The following is an 18,242-nucleotide window of genomic DNA, read 5'->3' on the forward strand; positions in this document are numbered from 1 at the left end:
TACAGGGTGTCGATCTCCTCCTGGGTCTTCTGGGCCGCTTTGCCGCCGCCCTTGCCCTCGAAGATCCCCGTCGCCTTGTCCAGCAACTCACGCCGCCACTGACTCACCATGGTCGGATGGATCTCGAAGCGGGCTGCCAGCTCCGAGGTGGTCTGCTCCCCTTTGAGGGCCTCAAGGGCCACCTTGGCCTTGAAGTCGGCACTGTATTGCTTGCGTTTCCTGCTCATGATCAGATTCTCCTGTCGGAATGATCAGAGCTTAACCCCTGGTCCGAATTTTGGGGTCCACCTCAAAGCGGCCGCCCTTGGCTCTGGATCCTCAGCTCTTTCATGTTGCGATACTGCGAGCCATTCACCGTGTCAGCGTAGGGGCGCGGCAACATTGGCCCCCTTTCCCTCAGCATCAAGAGTGCTGCCAGCACGTTCTCACGGTCGGCGTCGTCCAGCGCAAAGTACCACTCTTCAAACGTCCTGGTCTGCTCTATCTGCCACATGGGTTGGTCTTCCGACTATAGGGAAGAAGCTATATAGGTTTCAACCTATTATCAAGGCATAGGTGGATTCGGCCGACCGTAGTACACTCACCCCATGCGCCTCACCCCCCAACAACAAACCACCATCCGCCGCATCGTCGCCGATCAGGCCGGCGAGGCCGCCCGGGTTCGGCTGTTCGGTTCTCGCCTGGACGACACCGCCCGTGGAGGGGATGTGGACCTCCTGGTGGAACTGGATGAACCCGTGGAGCAACCCGCCCAACTCTCGGCCACCCTCTCCGCCAGGATAAGTCGCCAAATGCAGGGCCGCAGAGTCGATGTGGTCCTGAGCGCCCCCAACCTGCGACACCTGCCAATCCATGATGTGGCGCGTCGCGAAGGGGTGATCCTGTAACCATGCCCCAACCACCCACGCCACACGAACGTCTGCGGTTCCTCGCGGACCTGGCACAAAAGGAAGCCCGGCACCTGGCCCTCACCGATGCACGCCTGTTTGCTCAACCGTTCACCGAAGCACGTGCCAGATCCCTGGCCCAGGACATTGACCTGGCCGAACGCGCTGATGCCTTCGTGGCACGATTTGGCCGCCTGCAAGACACTCTGGGCGACAAACTGATCCCCCGCCACCTGGAAGCCCTGGGCGAAAAGACCGGCGCCGCCATCGACAACCTGGACAAAGCCGAGCGCCTGGGATGGGTCCCCTCAACTGAAGACTGGATGGCCATGCGCAAACTGCGCAATCAAATGATCCACGAATATATCGACGATCCCAACATCCTGGCCAACGCCCTGCAAAGCGGCCACGAATATGTGGCCACCCTGGTTCAGGTGACCAACAACATCCTCAAGGATCTTGAAGCGCGCGGGTGGAGGGGTTGAAAGCAAGTAAACCTAAACCCAATTCTCCAGCCGCAATCCTTCCACCCGTTCAAACTCTTTCAGATTGTTGGTGATCAGGATCAGACCCCGGCTACGCGCGTGGCCAGCCAGCATCTGGTCGTAGGGGCCGGTGGACCCCGGGTTGCTCCCGATCATCCATGAAGTCATCGGTAACGCCAGGCCCCCCAAACCAGCTATCCCAGGATTCGCCAGCCGGATCTGAACCACTCCAGGCCGTGGGGCACCTGCTGGTGATGCGGCGTTATCAAAGGCACCTGGCAAGGCTGGCGCGGTAGCAGGGGGGGGTGCGATAATCCACCCATGACCTCCGTGATCGACCTCTACGAACAGATCAGCAGCGCCCCGGACGAAAAGACCCGGGCGCGCCTCATTGTGGAAGCCATCGAGCACGTGGAGCGCCGCTTCCCCGCCGTCAACGACCTTGCCACCAATACTTCCCTCAAGGAAACCGAGCTCCGACTCGTCAAGGAAATCGAACTGCTGCGCGGCGAAACCAGGCAGATCGAAGCCAATCTGCACAAGGATATCGAGCAGTTGCGCGGCGAGACAAAGCAGATGGAAGGCAATCTGCATAAGCAGATCGAACAGCTTCGTGGCGAAACAAAGCAGATCGAAGCCAATCTGCACAAGGAGATCGAACAGCTTCGCGGCGAGACAAAGCAGATCGAAGCCAATCTGCACAAGGAGATCGAACAGCTTCGTGGCGAGACAAAGCAGATGGAAGGCAATCTGTACAAGGAGATCGAGCAGCTTCGCAACGAGACAAAGCAGATCGAAGCCAACCTGCGCAAGGATATCGAGCAGCTTCGCGGCGAGACAAAGCAGATGGAAGGCAATCTGTACAAGGAGATCGAGCAGCTTCGCGGCGAAACTAAGCAGATCGAAGCCAATCTGCGCAAGGATATCGAGCAGTTGCGCGGTGACGTGCAGAGAGACATTGAGCAACTCAGGGGAGAACTCCACAAGGAGACCGCCCTCATCCGGGCAGACATGGCCCATCAAAAAGTGGAAATCATCAAATGGACCCTGGGTGCCCTGTTGGCCCAGACTGCGCTCATCCTCGGCGGGATACGCTTCATCCTCGGCTGACGCCTCCCCCCCCCAGCAACAAAGCACCATCCGCCGCATCGTCGCCGATCAGGCCGGCGAGACCGCACGGGGCAGGCTATTCGGTTCTCGCCTGGACGATACCGCGATCACCCCTTCTCCCCCCGCGATGTCCGATCATAAGCCCGCGCCCCCGCCGCCTTCTTCTGCACCTTCTGCAACTCCACCGCCAGCTCATCCCGGGCCTGCTCCAGCAGGGGCACCAGTTCCTCATCCAGATCCCGTATCCGCGTGAGCCGGTCGGCCAGGGAACGGCCCAGATCATCACGCCCCTCAAACACATCCACCCGAATCCGCGCAGCCAGCTCCCCCCGCCGCGCCTCGCTCTCCACCAGGGCATCCCACTCCCCCCGGCGTGCCCAGGTGATCCGCTGCCGCGCCAGGCGCTCAAGCTCCGCCGCTGCCGCCAGTACATCCTCCACACCCTGACCCATCACACCCTCCCGTGGGAGCGGCCCTCGGCCGCGAATAGACGAACTCCAAAACGCAAAAACGCCCGGAATACACACGCACTCCGGACGCCTTGCACAAAACCCAGAACCACCCACACAAAAGCCCTACTCCACCACCTTACCCGCCGAGCCAGATAACTCCACATGGGCCGACGGGTCCTCACGCACCTCCGGTGGGATGGACTTCCAGCCCTCCCGGATCTCGGTGAGCAAGTGCAACACCTCATCAATAATGGCCACATCCTCCCGGGAATTGGCCATGACCAGACGACGCTGCATGTAGTCGTACAAGTCATCCAGATTGCGGGCAATCTCCCCTCCCCTCTCCAGGTTCAGCGCGCTTCGCAAGCCGGCAATGATATCGAAGGCCTTGCCAATCAACCGAATCCGGGCAGCGCGATCCCCATGCATCACCGCTGCACGCGCCTGGGCCAGGCGCTCCACGCCACCATCAAACAGCATCTGGATCAGCCGGCAGCGATCAGAAAAGGCCGTGCTGTCGGCATCCACCTGCCGATAACGATCCACCCCCGTGGGTGTGTGTGGCGAGGTCATCTTCGTGGCTCCCGTGTGCGCCTTCACTCAGGTTATCGGCAGACAACACACAAGCCTTGAGTTGCCTGATGATCCACATACCGCCACCCATCGGGACTCAGTTCCTGACCAGGATCGCCATATACCCCATCGACAACAAGCCTTTCTCTGCCAACTGATCATGCACCCGATCCAGGAACTGAGGACTGTGCTCCACACCCTTCACGAACTTTTGCACCACATTGACCACATGGCTCTCCGCAAAGTTGTCCCGCTGCAGTCCGGCCTGCCCGACCAGCAGCATCTTGATCACCGCATACTGCACGGCCATCATGGCGAAGCTGTCCATGGGCGTCTGGCGATTCATGGGGAAAATATTGCTGAACACATGGTTCACCAGATAATTCTCCAGCAGGTATTCCCGAGAAGCCATGAACGGCTCGTAAGCCTCCCGACACACCTGCTGATAACGCTGCCCATTCACCTCGTCCGAATCATCGGAATTGAAGCCAATCCCGGCCAGGGATTGCACAAACAGAGTCATCAAATCCCTTGACTTGCTCGAAGAAATCTTTTGCGTCATGACCTCCTTGGCCAGCTTCATGGGCAGCGTGGCATCCTCCACAATCCCATCCAGCGACTGGCTCAGGGAATTATCTACCACCATCTGCGTGTACTGATTGATTTCCGCCGGAATGCGATCCACCTCACCCGCATCCAGTCGCTGCTGCACCTTGTCAAAAAAGATCCCCAGGATCACCAGCCGCTTCCACAGCGGCAGATCCCGCGTCTTCAGCACCCGGATGGTGAACTGCCGCAATGCCAGCGCATGGGCCAATGCGGGGCGCTTGTCACGGCCCGCATAGGGATTCAGTGCCCTGTGGAACATTTCCCGACCCTGAAGATCAAGGTCCACCTCCACAAAGGTCATGCTGTCCGGATCAAGCAGCGCCAGTTCGGCCGCCAACGGACAGGACAAGCTCAATGAGCGCTCAAGGGGGTGCCCGATAATCTCATTGGTCAGGCGGGGGTACAGCATGCACACATCGTGCAGGTAGTCCGCGCCCAGGCGTTGCTGCAGACCACACAGGCGATCCTCACTGAGAAACGCGCATTGATTCTGCCCTCTGTCCTGCAACAGCTTGGCAAAACTATTGCGATTCGGGCGATTACGGTTGCGCTTGACGTATTTGTCCACCAACGGTTTCACAACCGGATCGGTCACTTTCTTGAGTCGTCGATAGTGAGGCTCATCCACATGAATGCGCCAGGTTCCCAGGCAGCAATTATCAGGACAGCGCTGGCCATCGCACACAAAGCTTTGCACATAGGCCGGCATCACAGTCTTGGTCATCGACTCATCTCCACACGAACGCCTTCAAACGCATCAGCCCCCGGATGGACCGGGGGCTGATGGAACAGGATTCAATTTTCCCCGCATGAAGGCTCAGCACTTCTATCACGAGGCGCCGGGAGCGGCCTTGCGAGCCTCCACAGGAATGGCTTTCCATCCTTCCCGCACCTCGTTGAGCAGGGAAATCACCTCATCCAGCCCCTCCACATCGTCGTGGGCATTGGCCAAGGTGAGGCGACGCTGCATGTAATCATACAGATCATCCAGGTTGCGGGCGATATCTCCGCCCCTGTCCATATCCAGCCCACCGCGCAGACCGCCGATGATGTTGAAAGCCTTATCGATCAGCTTGACCTTCCCACGTCGATCGCCTCGCGCGATCGCGCCCTTGGCCTGAGCCAGGCGATCCACGCCGCCATCCAGAAGCATCTCGATCAAGCGATGCGGATCAGCAAAGGCGGCGCCACTGGCACCCACCTGCTGGTACTGATTGATCCCGCGGTGCATGGCTGCATAGGTCATTTCGGTTGCTCCGTGTAGTTTGGCTCGCTCTATCCGTGTTATCGGCCAAAGGCACGGGAAGTTTAGGCTCCGCAGGCCATTTCATTCTGCCCGAGCCTGCCTTTAACGCTTGTTATTATTGTTCATCACCATCAACTGGTTATCCAGAAATTCGCTGGTCTGGTTCATCTTGGCCACCATGGTATCCATGGCCGAGAACTGCGCCACTAAACGTGCCTCCAGACGATCCATGCGCTGATCAAGGCGCGCGCGCTGCCCGTCCAGCCCCGACATGCGATCCTGCAGGGAACGGGTGCGGTCGTTGATGATACTGTCGCGCCCCGTGAACTCCTTGACCACCGCATCCATGCGCGCGGCAATGCCATCTTCTCGATCGGTGAACAGTGAGATCACCGCGTCCCGGTCCCGATTCAGCGCCTCGTTGAGCTTGCCCTCATCCAGACTCAGCGTTCCATCGCGCCGGCTGACGATACCCAGGTCCCCCAGCGCCCTCACCGAGCCTTCCATGCCCTGCACAGTGTCACCGAGGTTCCGTGCCAGGCGGCTCTGCACCCCACGCAAGGTGGCATCCCCATTGAGGGCGCCGGTCTCTCCGGTTTCCGGGTTAAAGGCCCCCAGCTTATTCAACTCGCCGCGCAGGGTGTTGTAGGCCTCCACGAATCCCTTGATGGCCTCCCGCGCGGTACCCTGCTGCTCGGTCACACTGATCCGCGTGATGCCCGTATCCCTCAGGGTCATGTCCACGCCTTCAATCACGTCGTTGAAGTCATTGCTGGAGCGGGTAATGTCCAGTCCGTCCACCTTGAGCAGGGCATCCTGGGCCTGGCGCATCACGGTAAAGCCGCCATTGCTGCCTTCCTCTGCAACGCCAGCACCGTTGAAGGCCAGTTCATCAAGTTTCGCCCCTGGGGCTGTGTTATCCACGCGGATTTCCGTGATGGCCTGCTGCTCGCCGGTTTGTCGCGCCGTGAGGATCAGCCGCGGTCCGTTTTTGCCATCCTCCATCACCGACGCGCGTACCTGGGTGGACTCCGCATTGATGCGCGCCCGCAGGTCTTGCAGGGAATCCTTGCCGGCCTCCAGCGAGAAAGTCTCGCTGGCTCCATTCGCCAACTGAATGGTCACGTCACCCGCACCCAACGAGGTCTGAGTGGAAAAGCCCTCACCAAACACCGACTCCCCGGTGACCAGCCGATGGGCTTGGGCCAGTCGCTCCACATTCAGCTCGTAATTGCCCGGGGGGGCATCACGGCCCGCCACGGCATCCACCATGGCCTCATTGCCCACGCGCATCTCCAATTGCCGGAAATCCGCCGTATTCTTCACGTTGTCCACAGCCGAGCCGAATTCATCCAGGGCACTGCTGAGTTTGCCGAGGCCCGAGATTTCACTTTCCAGGCGCGCCTCACGCCTTTCGATGCGGTTTTCTGTGGGCTTGCGCTCGGCCTCGATCAGCTGTTCCACCAGCCCCCGTACGTCGATGCCGGAACCGACACCCATTGAACTGATTGTTGCCATGTTGCACCTCGGTCTCATAACCGGCGCCGGCGAGCGGAGCCCGGATTGCTGGCCCCGCCCTTACTCCGACCCCCGATGGATTGCCTTGCCGTGCAACCCGTAAGTGTTGTGGTCAAACCACCATGCTAGTTTCATGCCTGTTCCTTCAGCAGCAGGCCGCGCACCTCGGCCAGATGTTCCGCGATGGCCAGCAATTCATCCGGCGGCAACTGACGAATCAGTTCTTCAGTCTGGGAATCGAACACCTTAACAATGGTTTTACCCGTGGCATCATCCACTGCAAACTGGAGGTCTCTTTGCACGATCTGGACAAAGTCGTTGATGCGATCCACGGCGTTGTCCACTTGCTCCTCGAGTTTTTCACCGCTGGCATAACGCTCCGCCATACTCGCGACAGGCACCGGCTCGCTCCCCCGCCCCTCCGGCATAGCCTTGCCTTCCGGCGCGGCACGCGGCGGCAAGGTTTCACCTGTCGCGCTACTTCGTTGGCCGTTGTTGGCTGGCACCGCCATGGGCGGGGGGCTGACCTTTACGTTTGATGTTTCCATCGACCTTCTCCTCTTCCCCTGGAAGGGAGCACGAAAGCCCGGGTGACGGTTGTCACCCGGGCTGCCGCGTTCTCTACTTCACACCCCGGGTGTTACTGGAGCAGTGCCAGCACGTTCTGGGGAGCCTGGTTTGCCTGGGCCAGCACCGAGGTACCTGCCTGCTGCAGGATCTGGGCCCGGGTGAGGGCGGCCGTTTCGGAGGCGAAGTCCGCATCCACAATCCGGCTACGAGCACCCGAGAGGTTTTCCGATCCCACCGTCAGGTTAGAGATGGTAGCCTCCAGGCGGTTCTGGATGGAACCCATGTCGGCCCGCAGGCTGTTCACCTGCTGGATGGCGTAGTCGGCCACCAGCAGAGTCTCATTGGCCCGATCCAGGGTATCCACCCCAAAGCCGTCCACAAAGCTGGAGTTATCCGCAGCATTGGCACTGACCGCGGTGTTGACCTCAAACTCGCCGGTCCCACCCACATCGGCCTTCAGGGTGACCTCGAACTCCCCACCACGATCCGTGGAGAAGTTGATGTCCCGACCGTCGCTGCTCACATTGGCACGAATCCCGGTATCGGAGCTGCGTGCGTTGATGGCGCCAGCCACGTCAGTCAGCGAGCGAGCGTCGTTGATCACGAATTTCTCCTCGCCCAGGCTCACTTCGAAGTTCACGGTTTCTCCGGAACCGAAATACTGATTCAGGTCCTGCACTACAGCACCTTGCAGGGTGTCATCGAAGAGGGCGGCGTTGGCGCCATCTTCCAGGTCAAGGTCAAAGTTAAAGTCGGTGAATCCGCTGTTGGTAAACACCAACTTATCGCCATCGACCGTCACAGCGATATCTTCGTTACCTGCCTGAGTGCGGATGGTGTCCTCAATGGCATTGGCCAGCGTGGTCAGCGTACTACCGCGCTCTACGCTGAACTCGAATTCGCCAACTCCGGTGATATTAATCGTTCCGGTGCTACCGAGGCTGATGTCGAATGCACCTGTAGTATCAACTGAATCTGTCGCCCCGCTCGTATCTAAAGTGCCGGCTGAGATCGTCTGGTCGGATACGGAATCCCCGTCACCAGTACCGTCGACCGAAAGCGAAATATTGACTGCTTCCAGCGTGGTATTAGTAAATTGCACATCTGTTCCACCGGTTACAGAAAAGCCAAAATCAGTTGCATCGATACCTTGAATACCCGCAAACTCTGGCTGCTGGGTAATCGCACTGTTAAGCGCTTCTGCTAAGTCAGCATCGGTAACATAAGTGCCAGAAACCGCATCAGTGAGATCGACTGTACTTCCACCCATAGTGAAGCTGAAATTACTTACTGTATAATTTCCAGTTCCGGGGTTGCCAAGGACCCCCACGTCTGAAGTAGCCGTTATTTCTGCCGCTTTTGCCTCACCACCAGTTTCACTAACGATGTTACCACTATCTGTCCTCAAGCTAGAGACCACCGACACATTTGCTTCGCTCAGATTCGTGATACTTACCGTCTGATCAGTTGCATTAGAGCTGACCTCATAGTCCTCCTCATTCAGACCAGCATCATTGGCGATAGCGGTTCTAATAGCATTGGCGATGGCCTCCATGTTCTCAGCATTTGTGCCGACGTCAGCGTCCACATCAATCACCAAGTCACGCCCATCAATACTCAACGTGCCAGCAACATTATTACCACCGTCAAGTTCTACATTTGCAAAGCTTAGCACAGCCTCACCACCATCCGTCCGACTGACCTCTGTATTACCCAAGCTGACGTCATCTACTTTGGTGCCCGCAATCACCGCGCCCAACTGATTACCCCGGGAGTCGACTCCGGAGAAGTTGATGGTCTGGCCGGTATTTGCACCCACCTGGAAGGTGAGGGCTTCGCGAGTACCGTCCAGAATATTTTGATCGTTAAACTGCGTGGTAGAGGCGATACGGTTAATCTCCGCAACGGCCTGCTGCACTTCCTGATCCAGTGCTGCGCGGTCCGACGCTGAGTTCGTGTCGTTGGCCGACTGCACGGCCAGTTCGCGCACCCGCTGCAACAGATCGCCGATTTCCTGCAGGGCGCCTTCGGCGGTTTGGGCGAAGCTGATGCCGTCGTTGGAGTTGCGGATGGCCTGATCCATGCCTCGAATCTGCGAACTGAAACGCTCGGAGATGGCGAGGCCGGCAGCGTCATCCTTGGCGCTATTGATGCGCAGACCGGAGGACAGACGCTCCAGCGACTGCTGCAACTGCCCCTGGCTCTGGTTCAGGTTGCGCTGGGCACTCAGCGACGCGATGTTTGTGTTGATTACCTGTGACATGGCCGTTCTCCTGATCACTCTGGGGCGAGGCCCCGTGAATCCAAGTGGATGATGGAGTGCCTTGGCTACGCCGGCTGGCTACTCCCTTCACCCACCTTATCGGCCCCCGCGCGGCAATCTTTAGCCCCTGTGGCAAAATTTTGCCGATCCCTGGGGTGGAGTATAGACAACGGCCAGGGCGAATTCCAAGCATTTGTTTTTAATGGCCTTTCGGGATCTTTAGTGGGATTAAGCCGGCTGCTTACGATCTCGAGAAGCGGCAATTGGCGTCAATACGGCCGCCTGCGACTGGCCACTGAGGGGAGCAGGAGGGGCTTCCCGAGACGCAGGAAAAGAAACCGGCGCCCCACAGGCAAGGAAGGAGGCGGGAATGGAACCAAGCTCAGGGGTACAACGCGAGCGTTTGGTCGACGCATCTGATTGACTGAGCACTTTGGCGGTCAGCATGGCCGGGACAGCCACCCGAATGAGTCCTGTTGTTCAACGTCCTTCCCGAACCGGCCGGAAGCCAGGCGGTGCAACCCATTGCCCTTCGCCGGCAATCCCCCACCGGCGATGCCGTCCCCCACCCAGCCACACGCGTTCACGAGGGATGCGACCAGCCCGGCGCATCAGACCAAGCAAACACCCTTCAAGCCATTGATCCACATAGGATTCACACACCCTCACTAGCAAGCCCTGCAGCTCCATGCAGGCTCTGGCACGGGGCTTGCTTGACTGCTTTCACAAGGGCACTGCCGTGCATTTGCGCCATTCTGGCATTCCTCCTGGCGCCGTGAGGCAAGCCCTGCCGCCGCGAATCCTAGAGGGAGATCATCATCATGTCTCAAGTCATCAACACCAACATCGCGTCCCTGAACGCCCAGCGGAATTTGAACCAGAGCCAGGGGCAGTTGCAGCAGGCCCTGGAAAGGCTCTCTTCGGGGATGCGCATCAATGGCGCCAAGGACGACGCCGCTGGCCTGGCCATATCGGAGCGATTCACCGCCCAAATCAACGGCCTCAATCAGGCCGTGCGCAATGCCAATGATGCCATCAGCTTCTCCCAGACCGCGGAAGGCGCACTGGAGCAGACGGGTCAACTGTTGCAACGTATCCGCGAGCTGGCCGTGCAGTCGGCCAACGACACCAACTCCAGCACCGACCGGGAAGCTCTCGATGGGGAGGTAAAGCAGGCCGTTGCAGAGATCAACCGCATCGCCGCTGCCACTCAGTTTAATGACGAAAATGTGCTGGATGGCACATTGAAGGATCTATTCTTCCAGGTAGGCGCCAACTCGGGCCAGACCATCGTCGTGGATGGTGTGGATGCCCGTGGGAGTCAGCTGGGGGCGCTGATCGCCAAGAGCAAGGATGCCGACGAAGCGGGCGGGGTAACGCTAGGCAATACGCCTGTGAGTCGGACGGATGGTGGTGAGGCCGCCCTCAACTTTTCGGGTGTGGACTTCACTACTGAAAACTTGACCGGCACCCTGACCATCGATGGCCGGGCACTTGTGCTGGATGTGGACGTCGATGATGGTGCCGATTCGGCGGTTCAGATGAAAACCATTGCTGATGCCATCACGTCAGCCATTGCCGCAGATGCAGGGCTGAACGCAGAGGACTACGAAGTCAGCTTTAACGCCAGTAAACAGACGGTGAGCATCACGAACCTGAGCTCGGAAAATGTGACAATGGTGTCGGACCTCAGGACGGGGGATGGTACTTCTGTCACTGATTCAGGAGGCTTGACTGTTGCGACCATTGACCCCGCTGATGCAGTGACTGTTCTCAACGATTTATCTACTGACCCGTTGTCTGTTGGCAATTTCAGCTTCACCATGGGCGGAGAAACTGTTGACTTAACAGATGCCCTTTCTGGCTTTAGCGGCGACGTCGGTGAGTTGGCAACTAAGCTGAATACGGCTATCACTCAGCAATCTGAGTTTGCAGGTATCCAAGGTATAGGGGACGACCTGTTTAGCGCCGACGGCAGCAACAATTTGGTGTTCATCAACAAGACACTGGAAACAGCTAACTTTTCTCTTTCTGTGACGGATGATGCTGGGGTTACACAGACAGCAACGAACCAAACTGCTGCTGCCGGTACTATAATTACGACGACCGATCGAGTTGATACTGCAGGTACATTCGACATCAGCCTCGGTAGCACCGGAACGATTAATATCACCGGAGTTGGCGAATTCGAGTTCAGCGTAGAGCGCGGTAGTACGCTGACCACGCTCGCCAATGCCATTGAGGACACCATCCGCACTCAGGCAGGTAACGAAGATATCGCTGTAACGGTCGATGGCACTGAATTGGTATTTACCAACAGTGGATTCACCGACTTTGTGTTTGACCTTAACCTGGAAGACGGCAGGAACGCCGCCCTCTTCGATGACACCCTGCAAGGGGCTGTAGTGCAGGACCTGAATCAGTATTTCGCCAGCGGGCAAACGGGTTTATTCGAAATCACTATCGAAGGACCGCGAAATGAAGATCCGGTAGTGATAAGCATACCCGACGCCCGATCGCTGGATGATGTGGTTGGCCGAATCAACCGCGAAACCGCTGACACGGGCGTACGCGCTAACGTGAGTTACGATGGCACAGACATCAATTTCACATCAACCCTGGGCGGAGACTTCACAGTAAAAATTGAAAGCGATCTGGGCCTGGAAGATGAACCGCTGGAACGCACTGTGGAAGCAACCACTAAGGACAACTCACAACTGGTGGACAACTTCTCCGTTCTCAGCATTGATTCCAGTAACGATACATTGTTGGCCGTGGATTTCGCTCTGCAGCAGATCAACGGGCTGCGAGCCCAACTTGGTGCGGTTCAGAACCGACTGGAATCCACAATTTCCAACCTGACCGTGGGCTCTGAAAACCTCAGCGCTTCCCGCTCCCGGATCATGGACGCGGATTTCGCCGCCGAAACGGCCGCCCTCACCCGGGGCCAGATCCTGCAGCAGGCAGGCACCAGTGTGCTAGCCCAGGCCAACCAGTTGCCACAGAGCGTGCTGCAGCTGCTTCAGGGCTAATCTGGATTGTCCAAGTCCTCTTCGCGGCGGAAGGGGCACCGGGCAGGCTCAGCCCTGCCCGGTTCTGGATGTAGGGGGCGAGGACTCCCACAGGCCCCACTTCGCTCCGTAGGAACGTGGTCTATCGGACCGACCAGCATCAGTTATACCTGAATCCGTGGCCAACCTCGCCCGCCCAACCGGAAATCGGCCCTGGCAGGAGAGCGACCCCGTGGCCGCCTAGTATAGTCTAGTATAGGACACCCACTTTCTTATTGACTCCCACCCACCACCCCACTAAGCTCACCCCATGACCCAGCCCCGCGCCTCCCAGATCTGCCTCGAAGACACGCCCTGGTATCACGTGGTGTCCCGCTGCGTGCGGCGAGCGTTTCTTTGTGGCCGGGATTCGGTCACCGGCAACGACTATGAGCACCGGCGCGGGTGGATAGAGGAACGCGCCCTGGGGCTGGCGTCCGTGTTTGCCATTGATGTGGCCGCCTACGCGGTCATGAGCAACCACTACCATCTGGTGTTGCGGGTGGATGCTCAGCGGTCCAGGCGCTGGGATGACCGGGAGGTGCTGTCGCGCTGGACGCGTCTGTTCAGCGGCCCGGAGGTGGTGCAGCGTTATCTGTCGGAGGCCCGGGAGACGCTTTCGGCGGCGGAGGTGGCGAGTGCCGAGGCCTATGCCGATGAGTACCGCGGCCGGTTGCATGATCTTTCCTGGTTCATGCGGGTGTTGAACGAATCCATTGCCCGCCGCGCCAATGCGGAAGACAAGGTCCGGGGGCGGTTCTGGGAGGGGCGCTTCAAGAGTCAAGCGCTGCTGGACGAACAGGCGTTGCTGGCGGCCATGAGCTACGTGGATCTGAATCCGATTCGGGCGGGGGTGTGTGAGGGCCTGGAGGACAGCATGCACACCTCCATCGCCCGCAGGTTGAGTCAACGTCAGGAAGAGGCCACGGCCATCCAGGTGGACGAGGCGCTGCCCGAGCGCGAGGATGACCGCCCTCCCCTCCTTCACAAAAACACCCCGACAGACCCTGCCATCATCAGTGGCATCTTCAATAGTGAGATCCTGCGCGAGGAGCGTGTGCTGCGGTCGTTGCAGCCGGCTCCGCTGATGCCTTTTGACGGCACGGGCCGGTTCGAGGCGGGTATTCCCTTCTCATGGCCGGATTATGTGGAACTCACGCAGACCCTGGGCCGCTGCGTTCACCCCACCAAACGGGGACGCATTCCGGAAGGCACGCCAAAGCTGCTGAAACGCCTGGGAATCGGGACTGAAGCCTTTATCGCGCACGCGTTCGATCTGTTCCATTCCTTTGGCTCGGCCATCGGCGTACCGGCGAGCCTGGTGGATCTGGCGGCACGAAGACAGTGTCAGTACCTGCGGGGCATCAGGACGGCTCGGGATATGTTTGGGCAGGACCTTTTGGCAGCATCGTGACGATTGGGCTCGCAGTAGCCCGCCAGGGGAAACGATATCTGTGCCCTCCGCTTTTCGCGGCCGAGGGCCGCTCCTACCCACCTTGTTGCCATTCCATCGGCGGTGGCTTTGGTAGAGAATCATGCTTCGTCAAAGGAGTGACCATGACTGACCAAGACAGCGCCCGGCGTACAGATCACGACAGCCCCTGGAAGGATGCCCTGGACTCTTACTTCGAGGAGTTCTTGCGGTTGCTGTTCCCCTCCAATCCATGAGGAGGTGGATTGGTCGCGGGGGTACAGCGCCATGGACAAGGAGTTGCAGCAGATCACGGCAGACGCCAGCAGTGGCCGGCGCCACGCGGACAAGCTCATCAAGGTGTATGCCCGGGATGGGGGTGAGACCTGGGTGCTGGTTCATGTGGAGGTGCAGGGTGAGCCAGAGGATGGGTTTGCACAGCGGATGTACACTTACCAGTACCGCTTGCGGGACCGGTACGGGGTGGATGTGGTGAGCCTGGCGGTGCTGGCAGACACCAGCCCGGGGTTTCGGCCGGAGCGCTTCCGGTATGCCCGTTGGGGGTGTGAGCTGAGCTTTGCGTTTCCCATGACCAAGTTGATCGACTGGGAGGCACGCTGGGCGGACCTGGAGTTCAGCGAGAATGTCTTCGCCTTGGTGGTGATGGCGCAGATCAAGGCCAAGCGGCTGGATGATGGAGAGGAGCGTCAGCGTGCCAAGGTGGGCCTGATTCGTCTGCTTTATGAACGGGGTTACAGTCGGGCTGAGATTCAGCGGCTGTTTCATATCATCGACTGGATGATCCAGCTGCCCAGGGGACTGGAACGAGGTTTTCTGGAAGTGGTCTATGCCATTGAGGAGGAAAAGCGTATGCCTTACATCAATACGGCTGAGCGGTTGGGGATGGAGAAGGGACTTGAACAGGGGATGGAGAAAGGACTTGAGCAGGGCCACCATCTGGGTGTTGCGGACACCCTGCGCAAGCAAATTGCCTTGAAGTTTGGAGAACTGCCTACCTGGGCCGATGAGCGCCTGAGCCAGGCCAGCGATGAGCAGTTGGATGAGTGGGTCGTCAAGATCCTGTCCGCCGAGAGCCTGGAAGCACTCCTGGGCAATCACTGATCCTGCCGCTCCCCAGGTAAACTTCGGCGGCTGAGGTGTCGCCCGATACCTGATCGTGGAAGCCATCGAGCATGTGGAACGCCGCTTCCCGGCTGTGAATGATCTGGCTACCAATGCTTTGTTGAGGGAAACTGAACTGCGGCTGCAGAAGGAGATCGAGCAGCTGCGAGGGGATGTCAAACAAGAGATAGAAAAGTTGCGGGCCGAAACCCTGCAGATCGAGGGCAACCTCAGAGCAGAAATGGGGCGCCAGAAGGTGGACATCATCAAATGGACTCTGGGTGCCCTGCTGGCCCATACCGCCCTCATCCTGGGTGGCATGCGCTATTTCTTCGGCTAGGACTCAGTCGATCAGTCAAGCCCTGGAATGACCCTGCAAACAAAAGCGCCTTTCACGTGCACGCCGAAACTACTGGCGCGCATGGGTCTGGGGACTGATGCCTTTATCGCGCATGCTGGCGATCTGTTCCATTCCTTTGGATCGGCCATCGGGGCGCCGGCAAGTCTGGTGGATCTGGCGGCGCGAAGGCAATGTCGATATCTGCGGGGTATCCGGACGGCTCGTGATGTGTTTGGGCAGGAGCTTTTGGCAGCGTCGTGAACGATGGGGCACGCTGTGGCCCGTGCGGGGAAACGATATCAGTGCCCTCCGCTTTTCGCGGCCGAGGGCCGCTCCCACCTATCTTGTTGCCGTTCCATCGTCGCACGCGCATGGCCATTCCGCAGAACCAGCCTTGCGCGCGATCAACCAGCATCCTCGGCTTTTTGACGCACGGCAGGCAGCTGCTTGATCAACGTCGGTAACCATTTCTGTACCGTCTCCCACACCACATCGAGGTCGATGTCAAAATAGCCGTGGGCCATGCGATTGCGCATATTGCGCATGCTGCGCCATGGTACTTCGGCGTGCGCCTGGGTGAACTCGGCGTAGCTATCCATCACCTTGGTAGCGGCCTCGCCGATGATGATAAAATTCATGATGACGGCCTGCTGGGTGCGTTTGTCGGTCAGGAAGTCGTCCTTGGACAATCCTTCCACGAAACTGCAGGCATCGGCTGCGGCCTGCTGTATGTGGTCAAGGTAGTCGGGTAGCCGATTTTCACTCATACCGGTTGAGCCTCCGCAAGCACCTTGACCCGGAACTTCGGCGGCAGGTCACCAGGTGTAAGCAGATCGACGTCCACGCCGAGCAGTGTTTTGAGCTCTTCTTCCAAATCGCCCAAGTCCAACAGCGTTGCACCAGGCAGCGCGTCAACCAGTAGATCAAGGTCGCTGCCATCCCGGTCGGTGCCATGCAGCACGGAACCGAAGATGCGCGGGTTCGCGGTGCGGAAGCGACCGACTACCTGACGCACTGCGTCTCGCTTCATATCAAGTGCAGCAGACGGTCGCATGAATATCCTTTCTTATCGAAGCTCGTTGGGACAACATGAACCGATGATAGCACTGTTCAAGAATCATCTCCGCAATAGTGAGACCCTGCGCGAGGAGCGTGTGTTGCGGTCCCTGCAGCTGGCTCCGCTGATGCCTTTTGACGGCACGGGCCGATTCGAGGCAGGTATCCCCTTCTCATGGCCGGATTATGTGGAACTCACGCGGACCCTGGGCCGCTGCGTTCACCCCACCAAACGGGGACGCATTCCGGAAGGCACACCGAAACTGCTCGCGCGCATGGGTATGGGGACTGAGTCCTTTATCGCGCTGGCGATCTATTCCGTTCCTTTGGCTCGGCCATCGGGGCGCCGGCGAGTCTGGTGGATCTGGCGGCGCGAAGGCAATGTCGGTATCTGCGGGGTATCCGTACGGCTCGGAGAGAGCAAGGGCCACGTCGCTTGGCGTTCAGCCTATCGCCTCATCTGGCACCCCCAACCAAGCGGTGTCATACTGCCCACCATGACCTCAGTAATCGAACTCTACGAACAGATCAGCAGCGCGCCAGACGAGAAGACCCGGGCGCGATTGATCGTGGAAGCCATCGAGCATGTGGAACGCCGCTTCCCGGCTGTGAACGATCTGGCTACCAATGCAGCGCTAAGGGAAACTGAACTGCGGCTGCAGAAGGAGATCGAGCAGCTGCGGGCTGAAACGCGGGAGATTGAAGGGAATCTACGCCGGGATATCGAGCAACTGCGAGGAGATCTTCAGAAAGAGATCGAGCAGCTGCGGGCCGAAACGCGGGAGATTGAAGGGAATCTGCGCCGGGATATCGAGCAACTGCGAGGGGATCTTCAGAAAGAGATCGAGCAGCTGCGGGCCGAGACTCGACAGATTGAAGGGAATCTGCGCCGGGATATCGAGCAGCTGCGGGCCGAGACTGCGCACCACAAGGTAGATATCATTAAATGGACGCTAGGTGCGCTGCTGGCCTACGCCATCCTGATCCTGGGTGCGATGCGATTTTTCGCTGGTTAGCATCATCCCTTTGCGGGCAGGCCCCGCTCCCACGAAACGGCAGCCCTCACCTGGGGTCAGATCCTGCAGCAGGCCGGCACCTCCACGTTTTGCCAGACGCTACTTGGTGGCGCTTGGCGGCGAACATGGTGTTGTTTCCCACCCCAAATCGCTGATCACCGCCTGATCTGAAGCGGATTATTTCCTCGTTGATAGAGCCAGCGTGGTGGCAGAGTGTGAGTCGGGTGTGAGGCGAAGTGCCCGGATTGATTCACCGGGCTGGCGGATCGGGGCGGACAGGGGCATGATCTGAGGCCAACCCATAAAAGTGGCCCGCCACGGTAGCCGCCGTGCGGGCCGGTGGCCGGTGTGCTATTGCGGTTGAGAACGCCTTTGACCGGCGAACAATACGTTACCCAGCAAGGCTGGTTGAAAGCAAGCCTGACGTGTTGTCCGCTGCATCCTGCCGGGGGCTGTGGCTTTGCCCGCCACGGCAGCTATGCGCGCAAGCGGCCTCGGGGGGCACGGATCGCCCGCTGGTATTGCCCGCAGGGG

General features: G+C 59.0%; 19 protein-coding genes and 3 pseudogenes. 9 read left to right on the top strand and 13 right to left on the bottom strand.

The window, feature by feature from the left end:
* Both ECTHA_RS0101805 and ECTHA_RS16570 read right to left on the bottom strand, forming a co-directional pair.
* On the bottom strand, window positions 1-227 hold a 227-nt coding region (locus ECTHA_RS0101805; RefSeq protein ID WP_026623588.1), incomplete at its 3' end, for a transposase.
* Between the two features lie 62 nt (window positions 228-289).
* Window positions 290-493, bottom strand: a complete 204-nt coding sequence (locus ECTHA_RS16570; protein ID WP_025281899.1) for a type II toxin-antitoxin system RelE/ParE family toxin — start codon at window positions 491-493, stop codon at window positions 290-292.
* Between the two features lie 94 nt (window positions 494-587).
* Here ECTHA_RS16570 and ECTHA_RS0101815 point away from each other — a divergent pair, with 94 nt between their 5' ends.
* Window positions 588-887 (top strand): nucleotidyltransferase domain-containing protein, encoded by a 300-nt coding sequence (locus ECTHA_RS0101815; RefSeq protein ID WP_025281900.1) that lies wholly within the window; start codon window positions 588-590, stop codon window positions 885-887.
* 2 nt (window positions 888-889) lie between these two features.
* Window positions 890-1,372 (top strand): ribonuclease HepT family protein, encoded by a 483-nt coding sequence (locus ECTHA_RS0101820; protein WP_025281901.1) that lies wholly within the window; start codon window positions 890-892, stop codon window positions 1,370-1,372.
* Window positions 1,373-1,384: 12 nt separating this feature from the next.
* Here ECTHA_RS0101820 and ECTHA_RS19215 read toward each other — a convergent pair whose 3' ends face one another.
* Complete coding sequence (locus ECTHA_RS19215) at window positions 1,385-1,528, bottom strand: PIN domain-containing protein (RefSeq protein ID WP_419398048.1); 144 nt, start codon at window positions 1,526-1,528, stop codon at window positions 1,385-1,387.
* Between the two features lie 165 nt (window positions 1,529-1,693).
* Here ECTHA_RS19215 and ECTHA_RS18775 point away from each other — a divergent pair, with 165 nt between their 5' ends.
* A complete protein-coding gene (locus ECTHA_RS18775) occupies window positions 1,694-2,482 on the top strand; it encodes a coiled-coil domain-containing protein (protein WP_051582539.1) in 789 nt (262 codons plus the stop codon).
* Between the two features lie 107 nt (window positions 2,483-2,589).
* Here the strand turns inward: ECTHA_RS18775 and ECTHA_RS0101835 are convergent, their stop codons facing one another.
* The 8 genes and pseudogenes from ECTHA_RS0101835 to ECTHA_RS20615 all read right to left on the bottom strand — a co-directional run.
* Window positions 2,590-2,934, bottom strand: a complete 345-nt coding sequence (locus ECTHA_RS0101835; RefSeq protein ID WP_025281902.1) for a flagellar protein FliT — start codon at window positions 2,932-2,934, stop codon at window positions 2,590-2,592.
* Between the two features lie 123 nt (window positions 2,935-3,057).
* Window positions 3,058-3,507 (bottom strand): flagellar export chaperone FliS, encoded by a 450-nt coding sequence (gene fliS, locus ECTHA_RS0101840; RefSeq protein ID WP_025281903.1) that lies wholly within the window; start codon window positions 3,505-3,507, stop codon window positions 3,058-3,060.
* Window positions 3,508-3,604: 97 nt separating this feature from the next.
* On the bottom strand, window positions 3,605-4,840 hold the full coding sequence (gene fliB / locus ECTHA_RS0101845; protein ID WP_025281904.1) for a flagellin lysine-N-methylase: 1,236 nt from the start codon (window positions 4,838-4,840) through the stop codon (window positions 3,605-3,607).
* A gap of 105 nt (window positions 4,841-4,945) precedes the next feature.
* On the bottom strand, window positions 4,946-5,362 hold the full coding sequence (fliS, locus tag ECTHA_RS0101850; protein WP_025281905.1) for a flagellar export chaperone FliS: 417 nt from the start codon (window positions 5,360-5,362) through the stop codon (window positions 4,946-4,948).
* Window positions 5,363-5,464: 102 nt separating this feature from the next.
* The gene (fliD, locus tag ECTHA_RS0101855; RefSeq protein ID WP_025281906.1) at window positions 5,465-6,880 is read right to left on the bottom strand and encodes a flagellar filament capping protein FliD; all 1,416 of its coding nucleotides are present in this window, start codon (window positions 6,878-6,880) and stop codon (window positions 5,465-5,467) included.
* Between the two features lie 131 nt (window positions 6,881-7,011).
* Window positions 7,012-7,428, bottom strand: a complete 417-nt coding sequence (locus ECTHA_RS19220; RefSeq protein ID WP_035369037.1) for a flagellar protein FlaG — start codon at window positions 7,426-7,428, stop codon at window positions 7,012-7,014.
* Between the two features lie 92 nt (window positions 7,429-7,520).
* Window positions 7,521-7,772 (bottom strand): annotated as a pseudogene (locus ECTHA_RS20740) (flagellin); the annotation flags it as partial.
* Window positions 7,773-9,196: 1,424 nt separating this feature from the next.
* Window positions 9,197-9,713, bottom strand: a pseudogene (locus ECTHA_RS20615) (flagellin N-terminal helical domain-containing protein); the annotation flags it as partial.
* Window positions 9,714-10,534: 821 nt separating this feature from the next.
* Here ECTHA_RS20615 and ECTHA_RS20620 point away from each other — a divergent pair.
* From ECTHA_RS20620 to ECTHA_RS16590, 5 genes and pseudogenes are all read left to right on the top strand, one after another.
* Window positions 10,535-11,048, top strand: a pseudogene (locus ECTHA_RS20620) (flagellin N-terminal helical domain-containing protein); the annotation flags it as partial.
* 488 nt (window positions 11,049-11,536) lie between these two features.
* A complete protein-coding gene (locus tag ECTHA_RS20625; protein ID WP_420834494.1) occupies window positions 11,537-12,745 on the top strand; it encodes a flagellin in 1,209 nt (402 codons plus the stop codon).
* Window positions 12,746-13,034: 289 nt separating this feature from the next.
* Window positions 13,035-14,177 (top strand): transposase, encoded by a 1,143-nt coding sequence (locus ECTHA_RS0101875; RefSeq protein ID WP_025282615.1) that lies wholly within the window; start codon window positions 13,035-13,037, stop codon window positions 14,175-14,177.
* A 285-nt stretch (window positions 14,178-14,462) separates the two neighbouring features.
* On the top strand, window positions 14,463-15,296 hold the full coding sequence (locus tag ECTHA_RS16585; protein WP_244875609.1) for an RpnC/YadD family protein: 834 nt from the start codon (window positions 14,463-14,465) through the stop codon (window positions 15,294-15,296).
* 55 nt (window positions 15,297-15,351) lie between these two features.
* Window positions 15,352-15,636 carry a CCDC90 family protein gene (locus tag ECTHA_RS16590; RefSeq protein ID WP_025282613.1) on the top strand — a complete coding sequence of 95 codons (285 nt, stop codon included), beginning with the start codon at window positions 15,352-15,354 and terminating at the stop codon, window positions 15,634-15,636.
* Window positions 15,637-16,040: 404 nt separating this feature from the next.
* On the opposite strand, the gene ECTHA_RS0101890 is transcribed toward ECTHA_RS16590, so the two are convergent.
* Window positions 16,041-16,403: a HepT-like ribonuclease domain-containing protein gene (locus tag ECTHA_RS0101890; protein WP_026623461.1), complete on the bottom strand. Its 363-nt coding sequence runs from the start codon at window positions 16,401-16,403 to the stop codon at window positions 16,041-16,043.
* Window positions 16,400-16,690: a nucleotidyltransferase family protein gene (locus ECTHA_RS0101895; RefSeq protein WP_025282612.1), complete on the bottom strand. Its 291-nt coding sequence runs from the start codon at window positions 16,688-16,690 to the stop codon at window positions 16,400-16,402. The genes ECTHA_RS0101890 and ECTHA_RS0101895 overlap by 4 nt, the downstream gene beginning before the upstream one ends.
* On the opposite strand from ECTHA_RS0101895, the gene ECTHA_RS20630 reads away from it, so the two are divergent.
* Window positions 16,689-17,708, top strand: a complete 1,020-nt coding sequence (locus ECTHA_RS20630) for a coiled-coil domain-containing protein (protein WP_238984764.1) — start codon at window positions 16,689-16,691, stop codon at window positions 17,706-17,708. The two genes, ECTHA_RS0101895 and ECTHA_RS20630, sit on opposite strands and share 2 nt — an antisense overlap.
* Window positions 17,709-18,242 lie beyond the last annotated feature (534 nt).

Source organism: Ectothiorhodospira haloalkaliphila ATCC 51935 (assembly GCF_000633935.1).
In the GTDB taxonomy this organism is placed as follows: Bacteria; Pseudomonadota; Gammaproteobacteria; order Ectothiorhodospirales; family Ectothiorhodospiraceae; genus Ectothiorhodospira; species Ectothiorhodospira haloalkaliphila.

Excerpts from the sequence above, each read along its gene's own strand:
- ECTHA_RS0101890 (WP_026623461.1), bottom strand. The coding sequence starts at position 16,403 with ATGAGTGAAAATCGGCTACCCGACTACCTTGACCACATACAGCAGGCC.
- ECTHA_RS16585 (WP_244875609.1), top strand. The coding sequence starts at position 14,463 with ATGGACAAGGAGTTGCAGCAGATCACGGCAGACGCCAGCAGTGGCCGG.
- ECTHA_RS0101835 (WP_025281902.1), bottom strand. The coding sequence starts at position 2,934 with ATGGGTCAGGGTGTGGAGGATGTACTGGCGGCAGCGGCGGAGCTTGAG.
- ECTHA_RS18775 (WP_051582539.1), top strand. The coding sequence starts at position 1,694 with ATGACCTCCGTGATCGACCTCTACGAACAGATCAGCAGCGCCCCGGAC.
- fliB (WP_025281904.1), bottom strand. The coding sequence starts at position 4,840 with ATGACCAAGACTGTGATGCCGGCCTATGTGCAAAGCTTTGTGTGCGAT.
- ECTHA_RS0101895 (WP_025282612.1), bottom strand. The coding sequence starts at position 16,690 with ATGCGACCGTCTGCTGCACTTGATATGAAGCGAGACGCAGTGCGTCAG.
- ECTHA_RS20625 (WP_420834494.1), top strand. The coding sequence starts at position 11,537 with ATGGGCGGAGAAACTGTTGACTTAACAGATGCCCTTTCTGGCTTTAGC.
- ECTHA_RS20630 (WP_238984764.1), top strand. The coding sequence starts at position 16,689 with ATGAATATCCTTTCTTATCGAAGCTCGTTGGGACAACATGAACCGATG.
- ECTHA_RS0101875 (WP_025282615.1), top strand. The coding sequence starts at position 13,035 with ATGACCCAGCCCCGCGCCTCCCAGATCTGCCTCGAAGACACGCCCTGG.
- fliS (WP_025281905.1), bottom strand. The coding sequence starts at position 5,362 with ATGACCTATGCAGCCATGCACCGCGGGATCAATCAGTACCAGCAGGTG.
- ECTHA_RS16570 (WP_025281899.1), bottom strand. The coding sequence starts at position 493 with ATGTGGCAGATAGAGCAGACCAGGACGTTTGAAGAGTGGTACTTTGCG.
- ECTHA_RS0101815 (WP_025281900.1), top strand. The coding sequence starts at position 588 with ATGCGCCTCACCCCCCAACAACAAACCACCATCCGCCGCATCGTCGCC.
- fliS (WP_025281903.1), bottom strand. The coding sequence starts at position 3,507 with ATGACCTCGCCACACACACCCACGGGGGTGGATCGTTATCGGCAGGTG.
- fliD (WP_025281906.1), bottom strand. The coding sequence starts at position 6,880 with ATGGCAACAATCAGTTCAATGGGTGTCGGTTCCGGCATCGACGTACGG.
- ECTHA_RS19220 (WP_035369037.1), bottom strand. The coding sequence starts at position 7,428 with ATGGAAACATCAAACGTAAAGGTCAGCCCCCCGCCCATGGCGGTGCCA.
- ECTHA_RS0101820 (WP_025281901.1), top strand. The coding sequence starts at position 890 with ATGCCCCAACCACCCACGCCACACGAACGTCTGCGGTTCCTCGCGGAC.
- ECTHA_RS19215 (WP_419398048.1), bottom strand. The coding sequence starts at position 1,528 with ATGATCGGGAGCAACCCGGGGTCCACCGGCCCCTACGACCAGATGCTG.